A 14,589-nucleotide genomic window follows, 5' to 3' on the forward strand; every position below is an offset into this window, starting at 1 on the left:
CGCGTACCTTTGGTACGCGTTGTTTGTCTGGAGTTTTAGTTTAACTTGTACTGAGGAAAATCTAATGTCCAAAATCGTTAAAGTCATCGGTCGTGAAATCATCGACTCCCGTGGTAACCCGACCGTTGAAGCCGAAGTTCACCTGGAAGGTGGTTTCGTTGGTATGGCTGCTGCTCCATCAGGTGCTTCTACTGGTTCTCGCGAAGCGCTGGAACTGCGCGATGGCGACAAATCCCGCTTCCTGGGCAAAGGCGTACTGAAAGCGGTTGGCGCTGTAAACGGTCCGATTGCTCAGGCAATCCTTGGCAAAGACGCCAAAGACCAGGCTGGCATCGACAAGATCATGATCGATCTGGACGGTACTGAAAACAAATCTAACTTCGGTGCGAACGCAATCCTGGCAGTTTCTCTGGCGAACGCCAAAGCGGCTGCTGCTGCGAAAGGTATGCCACTGTTCGAGCACATCGCTGAACTGAACGGCACCCCAGGCAAATACTCCATGCCTGTACCAATGATGAACATCATCAACGGTGGTGAGCACGCAGACAACAACGTTGATATTCAGGAATTCATGATTCAGCCAGTTGGCGCGAAATCCCTGAAAGAAGCGGTACGTATGGGTTCTGAAGTGTTCCACAACCTGGCTAAAGTTCTGAAAGCTAAAGGTATGAACACTGCTGTTGGTGACGAAGGTGGCTATGCTCCAAACCTGGGTTCTAACGCAGAAGCGCTGGCCGTTATCGCAGAAGCAGTTAAAGCTGCTGGCTACGAGCTGGGCAAAGACATCACCCTGGCGATGGACTGTGCAGCATCTGAATTCTACAAAGACGGTAAATACGTTCTGGCTGGCGAAGGCAACAAAGCGTTCACCTCCGAAGAGTTCACTCACTTCCTGGAAGACCTGACCAAACAGTACCCAATCGTGTCTATCGAAGACGGTCTGGACGAGTCTGACTGGGCTGGCTTCGCATACCAGACTAAAGTACTGGGCGACAAAATCCAGCTGGTTGGTGACGACCTGTTCGTAACCAACACCAAGATCCTGAAAGAAGGCATCGAGAAAGGCATCGTTAACTCCATCCTGATCAAATTCAACCAGATCGGTTCTCTGACCGAAACTCTGGCTGCGATCAAAATGGCGAAAGACGCTGGCTACACCGCTGTTATCTCTCACCGTTCTGGCGAAACTGAAGACGCTACCATTGCCGACCTGGCTGTAGGTACCGCTGCAGGCCAGATCAAAACCGGTTCTATGAGCCGTTCTGACCGTGTTGCTAAATACAACCAGCTGATTCGTATCGAAGAAGCGCTGGGCGAAAAAGCACCATACAACGGTCTGAAAGAGATCAAAGGCCAGGCATAATTGCTTAAGCCTTAAAATGAAAATGCCAGTCGAATGACTGGCATTTTTTTTGACTATTTAAAATCGACCGCCATTTGCTCAGGAATGGTCAGCCCCTGGGTGGTTTGCACGCAGCGGGCGATGTAGTCCGTAAACCGGGGCGGCTTCGGCATCCCCATGCTCAGCAGCTTATCGTTGCTGAAGCGCACGTTAAGCGTGGCAAATGCACCGTATAAACGCATGGCTTTCAGCATCAGACGTTCGTTGCACGGCCCAAAAATATGTTTCAGCTCACGGCGCATTCTGACCAGCGTTTCGTAGCTAACCTGCGCATATTTATCCCCGACGGGGGCTTTCTCTAGCGCCTGCGCCATTGCCTGATCGATATCCGCAAAGCGAACGCTGTTCTCTTCTCCCGCAGAAATGTGCACCACTTCTCCCGGACGAGCGTTGCTGTTGAGCAGCATTAACATCGCGTCGGCGCAATAATCCACCGGAACAACGTCAATCCGGTCTTCCATTGAGCACATAAACTTCTGCAGCATCAGGCCCATGCTAAAGACCCAGAAAATGCTGCTCGACGGCGTGCAGCCGTGACGGGTATGGCCGACAACGATGGACGGACGGGCGATGAGCAGCGGCAGGTTAGGGCACTCCTGGCGCATCAGCTGTTCGATGGTTGACTTCGAAAACGTGTATTCCACCAGGTGTTCAGCATTCTCTCTGAATTCAGCGCTTTCGGCGACCAGTGAATCCTGCTCCGGCGTGCATGACATTGCGGTGCCGACGTGGAGGAAACGCTGCAGGCCCGTGACCTGCTCCATACGGCGCGCCAGCGCGAGCGTACCTTCAACGTTGACCTTCCAGATCAGCGGGTTATTACCAAATGAGGCGACGGCCGCACAGTTAATCACGTGCGTGACCCGATCCAGACGGGGATCGTTCAGGAAGGCATCCGACTGGCTGAGGTCGCCAATCAGAATATTATCCACCTTCAAGGAGGCCAGTTTGTCCTCGGGAACGTTGAACTTGCGCATGTTCTCCAGCACGCGCTCCAGCCCGCTCTGCGGATCGCTGGCGCGCGCAAGTAAAAGGAGTTTTGCGGGTTGATCGCTGGTCAGGATTTTTTCAAGAACTGCACCACCCAGAAATCCGGTCACGCCTGTAATCAATAACATCTTCATTAATACCGTCTCATTATGATTGATGAGGCGGATTGTAGGCGTGCAAAAGTAAACGGCATTTAAATAATAAAACGCCGAAATCAATGGCGTCTTAAGCTTATTTTAAGGAAAGGAAATCAGGTGGATATATTGGACAGTATCGCAAGGGTAAAAATTCACTCTATTAATATTTAAATTTTAACTCATTGAATTTAATTGTTTTTATGAAGTCTGTACCTAATAGTGAACGTAATTCAAAATGTAATAAATATAATAATTTGTTACACCAAACATTTATTCAATAAATGTTTTAAATACCACTTAACTCAAATCAGACAACATAAATCGCAGGCCGATTTATTTAGCCTGCGAATGATTTTCAGAGCAAAAGGGGAAGCGTGGCGCTGGCTGTTTGCTGGCTAACGTCGCCGTAATGACCATCCAGCGCAATCATGGACGTGGTCAACAGCTCGACCAGCAGCATCACTCCAACCTTAGCATTGAGCGCGCCTGCACTTAGAGGGCCTTCTGGTTTGGCGGCAACCAGCTGCATGTCGCTCAGAGACGCCAGCGGGCTGCGGGGCGTATTGCTGAGCGCCAGAACCTTAACGCCGCGCTTGCGGGCAAGCTTCACCACGTGGAGTAAATCCCGCGTTGAACCCGAGCTGGAGATGGCCACAACCAGCGTATCTTTCGAAAGCGTTGTCGCATTCATGGCCGCGCGGTGCATATCGCTAAACAGCTGTGCGGGTTTTCCCAGCCGCAGCAGCTTGTAATGCAGATACTCGCCGAGGATCGCGCTGGCCGCGACGCCATAAATCTGCACGGATTGCGCCTGATGCAGCGCCAGCGCCGCTTTTTCAAGCAGCGTGCGGTCGAGGAGTCTGGCGGTATCCTGCAAAGCCTGCACCGACTCATCCACGACGTTATCAATCTCATCCCCCGCCTGACGCGCGGGCTGGCCCTGCTGAATATCCAGCGCAAGCGCCATTTTAAATTCGTTATAGCCCTTGCAGCCCAGCGTCCGGCAAAGGCGCGTGACGCTGGCTTCGCTGGTGTGGCTCTCGCGCGCCAGTTCAGTGATCGTCAGGTAGAGCACCCGGGCAGGATCGCTGAGGACAAACTCACCGAGTTTTTGTTGCGTTGGGCTGTACCCGGAAGCCTCCTGGCGGAGCTTCAGCAGCAGATTTTCATGGTCCGACATGCCACGTCCTTAATGTGTTTCGCTGCGACTAGTGTGGCGGAAAGGAGGGGAAAGATGCCAGTCATTTTGAAAAAGTATGATCGGCTTCCTGGTTTTTGATGATAATTTTCACTGAGCGATATTTATGTGGTAAAAATTTTCATCACTTAAAGGGGAGATGAAAAAATGATGCAAATGTTCAGTGGTGCTTCTTCGGGGGGATGGTTTGAAAAAGCGCAGCGCTTTGGTAAATCCTTTATGTTGCCTATCGCCGTGCTGCCCGCGGCGGGCCTGCTGCTGGGGATAGGCGGCGCGTTATCGAATCCCAATACGCTGGCGGCTTATCCGTTTTTAGATGTGGGCTGGCTGCAGGCCATTTTCACTATCATGAGCAGCGCCGGTTCAATCGTGTTTGCAAACCTCTCGGTGCTGTTTGCGGTTGGGGTAGCCGTCGGGTTGGCAAAAAGCGATAAGGGCACGGCTGGGCTGGCGGCGCTACTCGCGTTTCTGGTGATGAATGCCACCATCAACGCGCTGCTGATCCTCACCGGCAAACTGGCGCACGAGAACCCGGGTGCAGTTGGGCAGGGCATGACGCTGGGGATCCAGACGCTGGAAACCGGCGTGTTTGGCGGCGTGGTGATTGGTCTGGTGACCTGCACGCTCCATCATCGGTTTAATAAAATTGCGCTTCCGCAGTTCCTCGGGTTCTTTGGCGGCTCGCGCTTTGTTCCCATCATCAGCTCGCTGGCGGCGATACTCGTCGGCGCGCTCATGACGGTGGTCTGGCCGCATTTTCAGAAACTGATTTTTGGTCTCGGCGGGCTGGTGGATGCCACCGGCTATCTGGGCACCCTGCTGTACGGCTTCATTTTACGCATGCTGGGCCCGTTTGGTTTGCACCACATCTTCTATCTGCCGTTCTGGACCACCGCGCTCGGGGGCAGCGAGATTGTCAACGGTCACCTCGTTGAGGGCACACAGCGGATCTTCTTCGCCCAGCTGGCCGACCCGAACACGCAGCATTTCTATGAGGGCACGTCCCGCTTCATGTCCGGGCGCTTTATTACGATGATGTTTGGCCTGCTCGGCGCGTGTCTGGCGATGTACCACACGGCAAAACCGGAGAACAAAAAGCGCGTTGCCGGGCTGCTGCTCTCTGCGGCATTAACCTCGTTCCTGACCGGGATTACCGAGCCTATCGAGTTCTCCTTCCTGTTTATTGCGCCGGTGCTTTACGTCATTCATGCGCTGTTTGACGGGCTGGCGTTCATGCTCGCGCACATGCTGCATATCACTATCGGGCAAACCTTCTCCGGCGGTTTTATTGACTTCGTGCTGTTCGGCATTTTGCAGGGAGAGGCCAAAACTAACTGGATGTTCGTTCCCCTGGTGGGCGTGCCGTGGTTCTTCCTTTACTACTTCACCTTCCGCTACCTGATTAACCGCTTTGATTTTGCCACGCCAGGTCGGGAAAAGGAGGTGATGGCCAATGAGGTGACCTTCTCGCAGAGCGAGCGCGCCCTTGCGGTGATAGCGGGATTAGGCGGAAAAGAGAATCTGGAAGAGGTGGACTGCTGCGCCACGCGGCTTCGCGTCACGGTGAAGGACGGCAGCAAAGTGAATGACGCGGCGCTGAAAGCCACCGGCGCGCGCGGCGTTATCGTGCGCGGTAACGGGGTTCAGGTCATTTATGGCCCGCACGTCACGATTATCAAAAACGAAGTGGAAGAGATCTTATCGTAATGAAAACTGTACTGGATAACCTGAAGGGAAAACTGGTCGTCTCCTGTCAGGCGCTGGAAAATGAACCGCTGCATAGCCCGTTTATTATGTCGCGCATGGCGCTGGCGGCGGCACAGGGCGGAGCCGCTGCCATTCGTGCCAACAGCGTGGTGGATATCGAGGCCATTAAGCAGCAGGTCTCTTTGCCTGTTATCGGCATCATCAAACGGGATTACCCGGAAAGCGAGGTGTTTATCACCGCCACGATGAAAGAGGTGGATGAGCTCATGGCCGTCTCTCCGGAAATCATTGCGCTTGATGCGACGGCGCGGGAGCGTCCCGGTGGAGAATCCCTGGAAACGCTGGTCGCGCGCATCCGCTCGCGCTATCCCGCGGTACTGCTGATGGCGGATATTTCCACCGTGGGCGAAGCCGTGACGGCGCAGGCGCTTGGCTTTGACTGCGTCGGCACCACGCTTTACGGCTATACGGCGGAAACGGCGGGCCATTCGCTTCCGGAAAATGACTGCGCGTTCCTGAAGGCCGTGCTGGCTGCCGTGACGGTTCCCGTGGTTGCCGAAGGCAACGTGGATACGCCTGAACGCGCGGCCAGATGCCTGGCGCTGGGCGCGCATACGGTGGTGGTCGGCGGCGCCATCACCCGTCCACAGCAAATTACCGAGCGTTTTATGGCGGCGATTGGCGCGCAAAGCACCGATGGAGCATGACCATCCGGCGGGGATCTGCGATACTTATCGTTTATCCCCTTTACTGAGATGACTATGCAGTACCCGATTAACGAGATGTTCCAGACCCTGCAAGGCGAGGGTTACTTTACCGGCGTTCCCGCTATTTTCATTCGTTTACAGGGATGCCCGGTTGGCTGTGCCTGGTGTGATACCAAACATACGTGGGATAAGCTCGCAGATCGGGAAGTGTCGCTGTTTAGCATTCTGGCGAAAACCAAAGAGAGCGATAAGTGGGGCGCGGGCAGTTCAGAAGATCTGCTGGCCATTATTGGTCGTCAGGGCTGGACGGCGCGCCACGTCGTGATCACCGGCGGTGAACCCTGCATCCACGATTTGACGCCGCTGACCGAGCTGCTCGAAAAGAACGGCTACAGCTGCCAGATTGAAACCAGCGGCACCCATGAAGTGCGCTGTTCGCACACCACCTGGGTGACGGTATCGCCAAAAGTGAATATGCGCGGCGGGTATGACGTGCTGTCTCAGGCGCTGGAACGCGCGGATGAGATTAAGCACCCGGTTGGGCGCGTGCGTGATATCGAAGCGCTGGATGAACTGCTGGCCACGCTGACGGATGAAAAGCAGCGCGTCATTGCGCTACAGCCGATCAGCCAGAAAGACGACGCGACGCGCCTGTGCATTGAAACCTGTATTGCGCGCAACTGGCGCCTGTCGATGCAGACGCACAAATACCTGAATATTGCCTAAAAAAAAGCCCGGTTTAGCCGGGCTTTTTTTACTCCCCGCGATAGATACAGCCGGCGGTACAGGTCTCTTTAATCATCACCGCGCTCAGCAGCGGTACCAGCGGCTTCATCTGATCCCAAATCCATTTCGCCAGCACTTCGCTGGTCGGGTTTTCAAGGCCCGGGATATCATTCAGGTAGTAATGATCCAGACGATCGTAGGTCGGCTTAAACGCCGCCTTCAGTTCGGCAAAATCCATGATCCAACCGGTATGCGGATCAACTTCACCGGTGATCTCAAGACGCACCATGAACGAATGCCCGTGCAGACGGCCGCATTTATGCCCTTCAGGGACATGCGGAAGGTGGTGGGCGGCTTCGAAGGTGAAATCTTTAAACAGTGTGGTGGACATGATCGCTCTCAGTAATGCGGAAAAAACCGCCGCATAGTACCGGAAAGCACAATTTTTAGCATTAACTAAAACGGCTCTGAAGCCTGGCGTCTCGTTAACAGGCGTTTTTTGATGCTTTTATCGATAATTTTCAGAGGGTTAATTAATCGGTTTTATCGCTAAGTATGACAACTAAAACAGGTTAGTCCATTTGGTTATTTATTATTTCCATCCCTTCTTTAATTGTTATTATCCTCGCCGTTAACCTTATCTTCAGTTTGGATTTATTCGCTTAAAGTCCGCTTGGCTACTGGAACATAACGACGCATGACAACACAGGCCCCACCTTCAAATTTGCTTCCCCTGAACCCGGAGCAACTGGCGCGCCTTCAGGCTGCCACCTCTGATTTTTCTCCCACTCAGCTTGCCTGGGTCTCCGGTTATTTCTGGGGAATGCTCAATCAGCAGCCTGGCGCTGTGGCGGGTGCACCGGTAACGGCCGTTGAAATTCCGGCCATTACCCTGATTTCCGCCTCGCAGACGGGCAATGCGCGCCGCGTGGCCGAAGCGCTGCGTGACGACCTGCTGGCCGCCAAACTGAACGTGAACCTGGTCAACGCCGGGGATTATAAATTTAAGCAAATCGCGTCAGAAAAACTGCTGGTGGTGGTCGCCTCTACGCAGGGTGAAGGTGAACCTGCTGAAGAAGCGGTGGCGCTGCACAAGTTCCTGTTCTCGAAAAAAGCGCCGAAGCTGGATGCCACGGCGTTTGCCGTATTTGGCCTGGGCGATACCTCGTATGAATTCTTCTGCCAGTCCGGTAAAGACTTCGACAGCAGGCTGGCGGAGCTGGGCGCGGAGCGCCTGCTGGACCGCGTTGACGCAGATGTTGAATACCAGACCGCCGCCGCCGAATGGCGTGCGCGCATCGTTGAGGTGTTGAAAGCGCGCGTGCCGAAAGAGACGTCGGCGCAGGCCGCGTTCACCGCGACGGGGGCCGTCAACGACATCCACACCAGCCCGTACACCAAAGAGGCGCCGCTGACGGCGAGCCTGTCGGTGAACCAGAAAATCACCGGACGCGATTCGGAAAAAGACGTGCGCCATATCGAGATCGATCTCGGCGACTCTGGCCTGCGCTATCAGCCGGGCGACGCGCTGGGTATCTGGTATCAGAACGATCCGGCTCTGGTGAAAGAGCTGGTTGAGCTGCTGTGGCTGAAGGGTGACGAGCCCGTCACCGTTGACGGCAAAACCCAGCCGCTTGCAGAGGCGCTTCATTGGCATTTCGAGCTGACGGTGAACACCCCGAATATCGTCGAAAATTATGCCACCTTAACGCGCAGCGAATCCCTGCTGCCGCTGGTGGGCGACAAGGCGAAGCTGCAGCATTACGCCGCGACGACGCCAATTGTCGATATGGTGCGTTTCTCTCCGGCTCAGCTGGATGCCGATGCGCTGATCGGCCTGCTGCGACCGCTGACGCCGCGCCTGTACTCCATCGCCTCTTCGCAGGCCGAAGTGGAGAGTGAAGTGCATATTACCGTCGGCGTGGTGCGCTACGACATCGAAGGCCGCGCCCGTGCGGGTGGGGCATCAAGCTTCCTGGCGGATCGCGTGGAAGAAGAGGGCGAAGTGCGCGTCTTTATCGAGCACAACGACAACTTCCGCCTGCCGGCGAACCCGGAAACGCCGGTTATCATGATTGGCCCAGGCACCGGCATTGCGCCGTTCCGCGCCTTCATGCAGCAGCGCGCGGCAGATGAAGCGCCGGGTAAAAACTGGCTGTTCTTCGGCAACCCGCACTTTACCGAGGATTTCCTCTACCAGGTTGAGTGGCAGCGCTATGTGAAAGAAGGCGTACTGACCCGCATCGATCTGGCCTGGTCCCGCGACCAGAAAGAAAAAGTATACGTACAAGATAAACTGCGCGAACAGGGCGCAGAGCTGTGGCGCTGGATCAATGACGGTGCCCACATTTATGTCTGCGGCGACGCCAATCGCATGGCGAAAGACGTTGAGCAGGCACTGCTGGAAGTGATTGCCGAATTCGGCGGTATGGATGCCGAAACGGCGGATGAATTTTTAAGTGAGCTGCGCGTTGAGCGCCGTTATCAGCGAGATGTCTACTAATGAGCGAAAAACATCCAGGGCCACTGGTGGTCGAAGGTAAACTGACAGACGCCGAGCGCATGAAGCTGGAAAGCAACTATCTGCGCGGCACCATTGCTGAAGATCTGAATGACGGTCTCACCGGCGGCTTCAAAGGCGACAACTTCCTGCTGATCCGCTTCCACGGCATGTACCAGCAGGACGATCGCGACATCCGCGCCGAGCGTGCCGAACAGAAGCTGGAGCCGCGTCATGCGATGCTGCTGCGCTGCCGTCTGCCGGGCGGGGTGATCACCACCAAACAGTGGCAGGCCATCGACAAGTTTGCCGGTGAAAACACGATTTATGGCAGCATCCGCCTGACCAACCGTCAGACCTTCCAGTTCCACGGCATTCTGAAGAAGAACGTCAAGCCGGTGCATCAGATGCTGCACTCGGTCGGGCTGGACGCGCTGGCGACCGCCAACGACATGAACCGTAACGTGCTTTGCACCTCGAACCCGTATGAGTCCCAGCTGCACGCCGAAGCGTACGAGTGGGCGAAGAAGATCTCTGAGCACCTGCTGCCGCGCACCCGCGCCTATGCGGAGATTTGGCTCGATCAGGAAAAAGTCGCGACCACGGACGAAGAACCGATCCTTGGCCAGACCTATCTGCCGCGTAAGTTTAAAACCACGGTCGTGATCCCACCGCAGAACGATATCGACCTGCACGCCAACGACATGAACTTCGTGGCGATTGCCGAAAACGGCAAGCTGATTGGCTTTAACCTGCTGGTGGGCGGCGGCCTGTCCATTGAACACGGTAATAAGAAAACCTACGCCCGCACCGCGAGCGAGTTCGGCTTCCTGCCGCTGGAGCACACGCTGGCCGTGGCGGAAGCGGTAGTGACCACGCAGCGCGACTGGGGCAACCGTACCGACCGTAAAAACGCGAAAACCAAATACACCCTGGAGCGCGTGGGCGTTGAGACGTTCAAAGAGGAAGTGGAGCGTCGTGCGGGCATCAAATTTGAGCCGATCCGCCCTTACGAATTCACCGGTCGCGGCGATCGCATTGGCTGGGTGAAGGGTATCGATAATAAATGGCACCTGACGCTGTTTATTGAAAACGGCCGTATTCTGGATTATCCGGGCCGTCCGCTGAAAACCGGTCTGCTGGAAATTGCTAAGATCCATAAAGGCGAATTCCGCATTACCGCTAACCAGAATCTCATTATTGCCGGCGTGCCGGAAAGCCAGAAGGCGAAGATCGAGAAGCTGGCGCGCGATCACGGGTTGATGGATGCGGTTAAGCCGCAGCGTGAAAACTCCATGGCCTGCGTGTCGTTCCCGACCTGTCCGCTGGCGATGGCCGAAGCGGAACGTTTCCTGCCGTCATTCACTGACAAAGTGGAGGCGATTCTGGAAAAACACGGTATTCCGGACGAGCATATTGTTATGCGCGTCACCGGCTGCCCGAACGGCTGCGGCCGCGCGATGCTGGCCGAACTGGGACTGGTGGGGAAAGCGCCGGGGCGCTATAACCTGCACCTGGGCGGTAACCGTATCGGCACGCGCATTCCGCGTATGTTCCGCGAGAACATTACCGAGCCGGAAATCCTTGATTCCATCGACGAGCTTGTCGGGCGCTGGGCGAAAGAGCGCGAAGCGGGTGAAGGCTTCGGCGACTTTACGGTGCGTGCGGGCATCATTCGCCCGGTGCTCGATCCCGCAAGGGATTTCTGGGAGTAACCACGAGAGGTAATTATGTCCGTACTCGATCTAAACGCCCTTAACGATCTGCCTAAAGTCGAACGCATTCTGGCGCTGGCAGAAACCAATGCCCGCCTTGAAAAGCTGGATGCCGAAGGGCGCGTGGCGTGGGCGCTGGAAAACCTGCCGGGAGACTATGTGCTCTCGTCGAGCTTTGGTATTCAGGCGGCGGTCAGCCTGCATCTGGTGAATCAGATCCGTCCGGACATTCCGGTGATCCTCACCGATACCGGCTACCTGTTTCCTGAAACCTACCAGTTTATTGACGAGCTGACGGACAAGCTCAAGCTGAACCTCAAAGTGTACCGCGCGACGGAAAGCGCGGCCTGGCAGGAGGCGCGCTACGGTAAGCTGTGGGAGCAGGGCGTTGAGGGCATTGAGAAATACAATGAGATCAACAAAGTCGAGCCGATGAACCGGGCGCTGAAAGAGCTCAATGCGCAGACGTGGTTTGCGGGGCTACGCCGCGAGCAGTCCGGCAGCCGTGCAACCTTACCGGTGCTGGCGGTCCAGCGCGGGGTATTTAAAGTGCTGCCGATTATCGACTGGGATAACAGGACGGTGTATCAGTATCTGCAAAAACACGGGCTGAAGTACCATCCGCTGTGGGACCAGGGCTATCTGTCAGTGGGCGACATCCACACCACGCGCAAATGGGAACCGGGAATGGCGGAGGAAGAGACACGATTCTTTGGGCTGAAGCGCGAGTGCGGGCTGCACGAAGGATGATTCCTTATCCCCCCCTCACCCTAACCCTCTCCCCTAAGGGGAGAGGGGATTGCTCGGAGCCGTCTTTTCTCCCTCGCCCCTTAGGGGAGAGGGCAGGGGTGAGGGGAAAATAAGCACTAGGCTTTCCCCGCTTTCGCCAGCTCCTTCACCAGCGGCAGCATGACCTTCACCACATCACGACTGCGGTGCTCAATCCGCTGCGGCAGCGCGCTGTCAATGTGCTGCTGATTATCCAGCATCACGTTGTGCCAGCTTGTCCCGTCCGGGAAGGCTTTCGATTTAGCCCGCTGCTGATAGCCATCTTTCTTGCCCAATGCCCAGTTTGTCGCTTCCACGTACAGCACCGGAATGCCCGCTTTATCGAACACTTCCCCATCGTTGCAGCAGCCCGTTCCTCGCGGATAATCCGGGTTACCGCCAGGGTTGCTGGTGGCAAAAACGCCATGACTGCGGGCAATCGCCAGCGCCCGGTCGCGCGTCAGTTTCCGCACGGGTCCCGGCGTACTCTGCCCGCTGTTGAAATAAAGCTTATCGCCGACGATCAGGTTATCGAGGTTGATCACCAGCAGCGTATTTTTCTTCTCCTCAGCGCTCATGCGTTTAAGGAGATTCTCAGCGCCGAGTTTGCCCTCTTCTTCACCGCTGGTAGCCACGAAACGAATGCCATACTGGGTTGGAATATCTTTCATCCGCTCGGCCAGTTCGAGCATCACGCCCAGGCCCGCCGCGTTGTCGTCCATGCCCTGCAGCGTCAGCCCGCCGAGGTTGTTATCCGTATCGGCATCGCTCATCGGGGCGTAGGTATCAAGGTGCGCCATGATAATAATCTGTTCAGCCGCGCGACCTTCATGCGCCGCGATAACCGTACTGCCGGTCACGTTATGCCAGTTTTTCGTTTTATTTCGTGAGGTATAGACGTAGCGGCTGTGAAACGACCGGATATCGCTCTGGTAGCCCATCCCGGCAAACTGCTGGCGAAGATAGTCCGCGGAGAGCATCTCTGCAGGCGAGCCGGTCATGCGGCCAGGGAAGACGGTGGCAATATGCCGCGCCTGCATAGTGGCGATTTCACCATAAGCTTGGTTTTTTGCCTGGGCAGGAAGAATAAAGCAAACGCCGAGCGCCAGGGCAGCAATACGGTGGCGCGTTGCGGAAAACATAGTGAGTCCTTAAAAACTGAGCAAAATAATAACCCGCCTAGTATGAAACTGTGATCGTCCATACACAATTTGAATTGGTCTTAAATGCCCGAAATTTCGCGTGTTAAGCACTTTTTGGTATTAGCTTTTTCACGGCGTTATTCCATTGAGTAACTACTCATTCCAATTCGTAATTTCATTCGGTCTAAGCCGCCCCCTATAGTCCCTTTATTCCTCGTTGTTAGTGAGTTGTTGCTTGTGGACTATCTGCCCTTATTTGCCGCGATAAAAGAGAAGCCGGTGCTGGTTGTTGGCACGGGTGAAATTGCCGATCGCAAAATCGCGTTTCTGCAACGCGCAGGGGCGCAGGTGCGGGTAGTGTCAGAAGCGGATTTTGACGAATCACAAATCGACAGCGTAGTGCTGGTGATTGCGGCGACCGAAGATCGCGACCTGAACCGGCGGATTTCCGACGCCGCTCAGGCCCGTTACCGCCTGGTGAACGTGGTGGACGACCAGCCGTTATGTTCGTTCATCTTCCCGTCGATCGTTGACCGTTCTCCGCTGCTGGTGGCGATCTCCTCCGGCGGTACCGCACCGGTGCTGGCGCGCGTGCTGCGTGAAAAAATCGAAGCGCTGCTGCCGACCAGCCTCGGGCGCATGGCGGAAAAAGCCAGCTACTGGCGCAACCACCTGAAAACGCGCCTGACCAGCGTAACGGAGCGCCGTCGCTTCTGGGAGCGCGTGTTTCGCGGCCGCTTTGCCAGCCTGATGCATGCCGGTAATGAGACGGCAGCGCAGAAAATTCTCGAGGACGAACTGGATAACCCCGGCAGCACGGGCGGGGAAATCATTCTGGTGGGGGCTGGGCCGGGCGATGCCGGGCTTCTGACGCTGCGCGGCCTGCAGGTGCTGCAGGACGCTGACGTGGTGTTCTACGACCATCTGGTCACCGACGGCGTGCGCGAGCTGATCCGTCGCGACGCGGAGCAAATCTGCGTCGGCAAACGGGCTGGCGAGCACTCGGTGCCGCAGCACGACACCAACCAGATGCTGGTTGACGCCGCCAAAGCGGGTAAAACCGTGGTGCGCCTGAAAGGGGGCGATCCGTTCATTTTTGGTCGCGGCGGCGAAGAGCTGCAGGCGGCAGCCGAAGCGGGCATACCGTTCCAGGTGGTGCCCGGCATCACGGCGGCCTCTGCGGTAACGGCCTACGCCGGTATCCCGTTGACCCACCGCGATTACGCCCAGAGCGTGACCTTTGTGACCGGCCACTACAAGGCCGACAGCACGCCGTTCGACTGGTCGCATCTCGCCCAGAGCCGCCAGACGCTGGCGATATACATGGGCACGATGAAGGCCGCGGACATCAGCGAACAGCTTATTCAGCACGGTCGCGAGGCGACGACGCCCGTTGCCGTCATTTCTCGCGGCACGCGCGTCGATCAGCACGTGGCGACGGGCACGCTGGAACATCTTGCAACCCTGGCGAAAGACGCCCCGATGCCCGCCCTGATCGTGGTGGGTGAAGTGGTGCAGCTGCACAGCACGCTCGCCTGGTTCCAACACACAACCGATACAGAAGGCTTTGGTTCTTCTGTCGTAAATTTGGCTTAAG

12 protein-coding genes are annotated in these 14,589 nt (G+C 56.1%); 8 read left to right on the top strand and 4 right to left on the bottom strand.

Going from position 1 to position 14,589, the window contains the following annotated elements:
- Window positions 1-64: 64 nt before the first annotated feature.
- Entirely contained in the window at window positions 65-1,363 is a 1,299-nt protein-coding gene (gene eno, locus USF70_RS15465; RefSeq protein ID WP_023309012.1) for a phosphopyruvate hydratase, read from the top strand.
- Between the two features lie 53 nt (window positions 1,364-1,416).
- Here the strand turns inward: eno and USF70_RS15470 are convergent, their stop codons facing one another.
- The gene (locus tag USF70_RS15470) at window positions 1,417-2,526 is read right to left on the bottom strand and encodes an SDR family oxidoreductase (RefSeq protein ID WP_232938784.1); all 1,110 of its coding nucleotides are present in this window, start codon (window positions 2,524-2,526) and stop codon (window positions 1,417-1,419) included.
- Between the two features lie 358 nt (window positions 2,527-2,884).
- Window positions 2,885-3,709, bottom strand: a complete 825-nt coding sequence (locus USF70_RS15475) for a MurR/RpiR family transcriptional regulator (protein ID WP_029741550.1) — start codon at window positions 3,707-3,709, stop codon at window positions 2,885-2,887.
- Window positions 3,710-3,874: 165 nt separating this feature from the next.
- Here USF70_RS15475 and USF70_RS15480 point away from each other — a divergent pair, with 165 nt between their 5' ends.
- From USF70_RS15480 to queE, 3 genes are read left to right on the top strand one after another with little or no spacing between them, the layout of a single operon-like run.
- Window positions 3,875-5,434, top strand: coding sequence for a PTS transporter subunit EIIC (locus tag USF70_RS15480; RefSeq protein WP_236902460.1), 1,560 nt, complete (start codon window positions 3,875-3,877; stop codon window positions 5,432-5,434).
- The gene (locus USF70_RS15485) at window positions 5,434-6,141 is read left to right on the top strand and encodes an N-acetylmannosamine-6-phosphate 2-epimerase (RefSeq protein ID WP_058841067.1); all 708 of its coding nucleotides are present in this window, start codon (window positions 5,434-5,436) and stop codon (window positions 6,139-6,141) included. The genes USF70_RS15480 and USF70_RS15485 overlap by 1 nt, the downstream gene beginning before the upstream one ends.
- A gap of 54 nt (window positions 6,142-6,195) precedes the next feature.
- The gene (queE, locus tag USF70_RS15490) at window positions 6,196-6,867 is read left to right on the top strand and encodes a 7-carboxy-7-deazaguanine synthase QueE (protein ID WP_023333236.1); all 672 of its coding nucleotides are present in this window, start codon (window positions 6,196-6,198) and stop codon (window positions 6,865-6,867) included.
- A gap of 28 nt (window positions 6,868-6,895) precedes the next feature.
- Here queE and queD read toward each other — a convergent pair whose 3' ends face one another.
- On the bottom strand, window positions 6,896-7,258 hold the full coding sequence (gene queD, locus USF70_RS15495) for a 6-carboxytetrahydropterin synthase QueD (protein ID WP_023309002.1): 363 nt from the start codon (window positions 7,256-7,258) through the stop codon (window positions 6,896-6,898).
- A 306-nt stretch (window positions 7,259-7,564) separates the two neighbouring features.
- On the opposite strand from queD, the gene cysJ reads away from it, so the two are divergent.
- Genes cysJ through cysH form a run of 3 tightly spaced genes read left to right on the top strand, consistent with a single transcriptional unit; the run spans window position 7,565 to window position 11,832 of the window.
- Complete coding sequence (gene cysJ, locus USF70_RS15500; protein WP_320735771.1) at window positions 7,565-9,370, top strand: NADPH-dependent assimilatory sulfite reductase flavoprotein subunit; 1,806 nt, start codon at window positions 7,565-7,567, stop codon at window positions 9,368-9,370.
- Window positions 9,370-11,082, top strand: coding sequence for an assimilatory sulfite reductase (NADPH) hemoprotein subunit (gene cysI / locus USF70_RS15505; RefSeq protein WP_048979255.1), 1,713 nt, complete (start codon window positions 9,370-9,372; stop codon window positions 11,080-11,082). Before cysJ ends, cysI begins: the two co-directional genes overlap by 1 nt.
- A gap of 15 nt (window positions 11,083-11,097) precedes the next feature.
- Window positions 11,098-11,832, top strand: coding sequence for a phosphoadenosine phosphosulfate reductase (gene cysH / locus USF70_RS15510; protein WP_320710970.1), 735 nt, complete (start codon window positions 11,098-11,100; stop codon window positions 11,830-11,832).
- Window positions 11,833-11,948: 116 nt separating this feature from the next.
- Here the strand turns inward: cysH and USF70_RS15515 are convergent, their stop codons facing one another.
- Entirely contained in the window at window positions 11,949-12,992 is a 1,044-nt protein-coding gene (locus tag USF70_RS15515) for an aminopeptidase (RefSeq protein WP_221703023.1), read from the bottom strand.
- Window positions 12,993-13,229: 237 nt separating this feature from the next.
- Here USF70_RS15515 and cysG point away from each other — a divergent pair, with 237 nt between their 5' ends.
- Window positions 13,230-14,588: a siroheme synthase CysG gene (gene cysG / locus USF70_RS15520; RefSeq protein ID WP_414464679.1), complete on the top strand. Its 1,359-nt coding sequence runs from the start codon at window positions 13,230-13,232 to the stop codon at window positions 14,586-14,588.
- Window position 14,589: the final 1 nt, after the last annotated feature.

It is taken from the genome of Enterobacter sp. 237C8 (genome assembly GCF_034106865.1).
GTDB lineage: Bacteria > Pseudomonadota > Gammaproteobacteria > Enterobacterales > Enterobacteriaceae > Enterobacter > Enterobacter asburiae_B.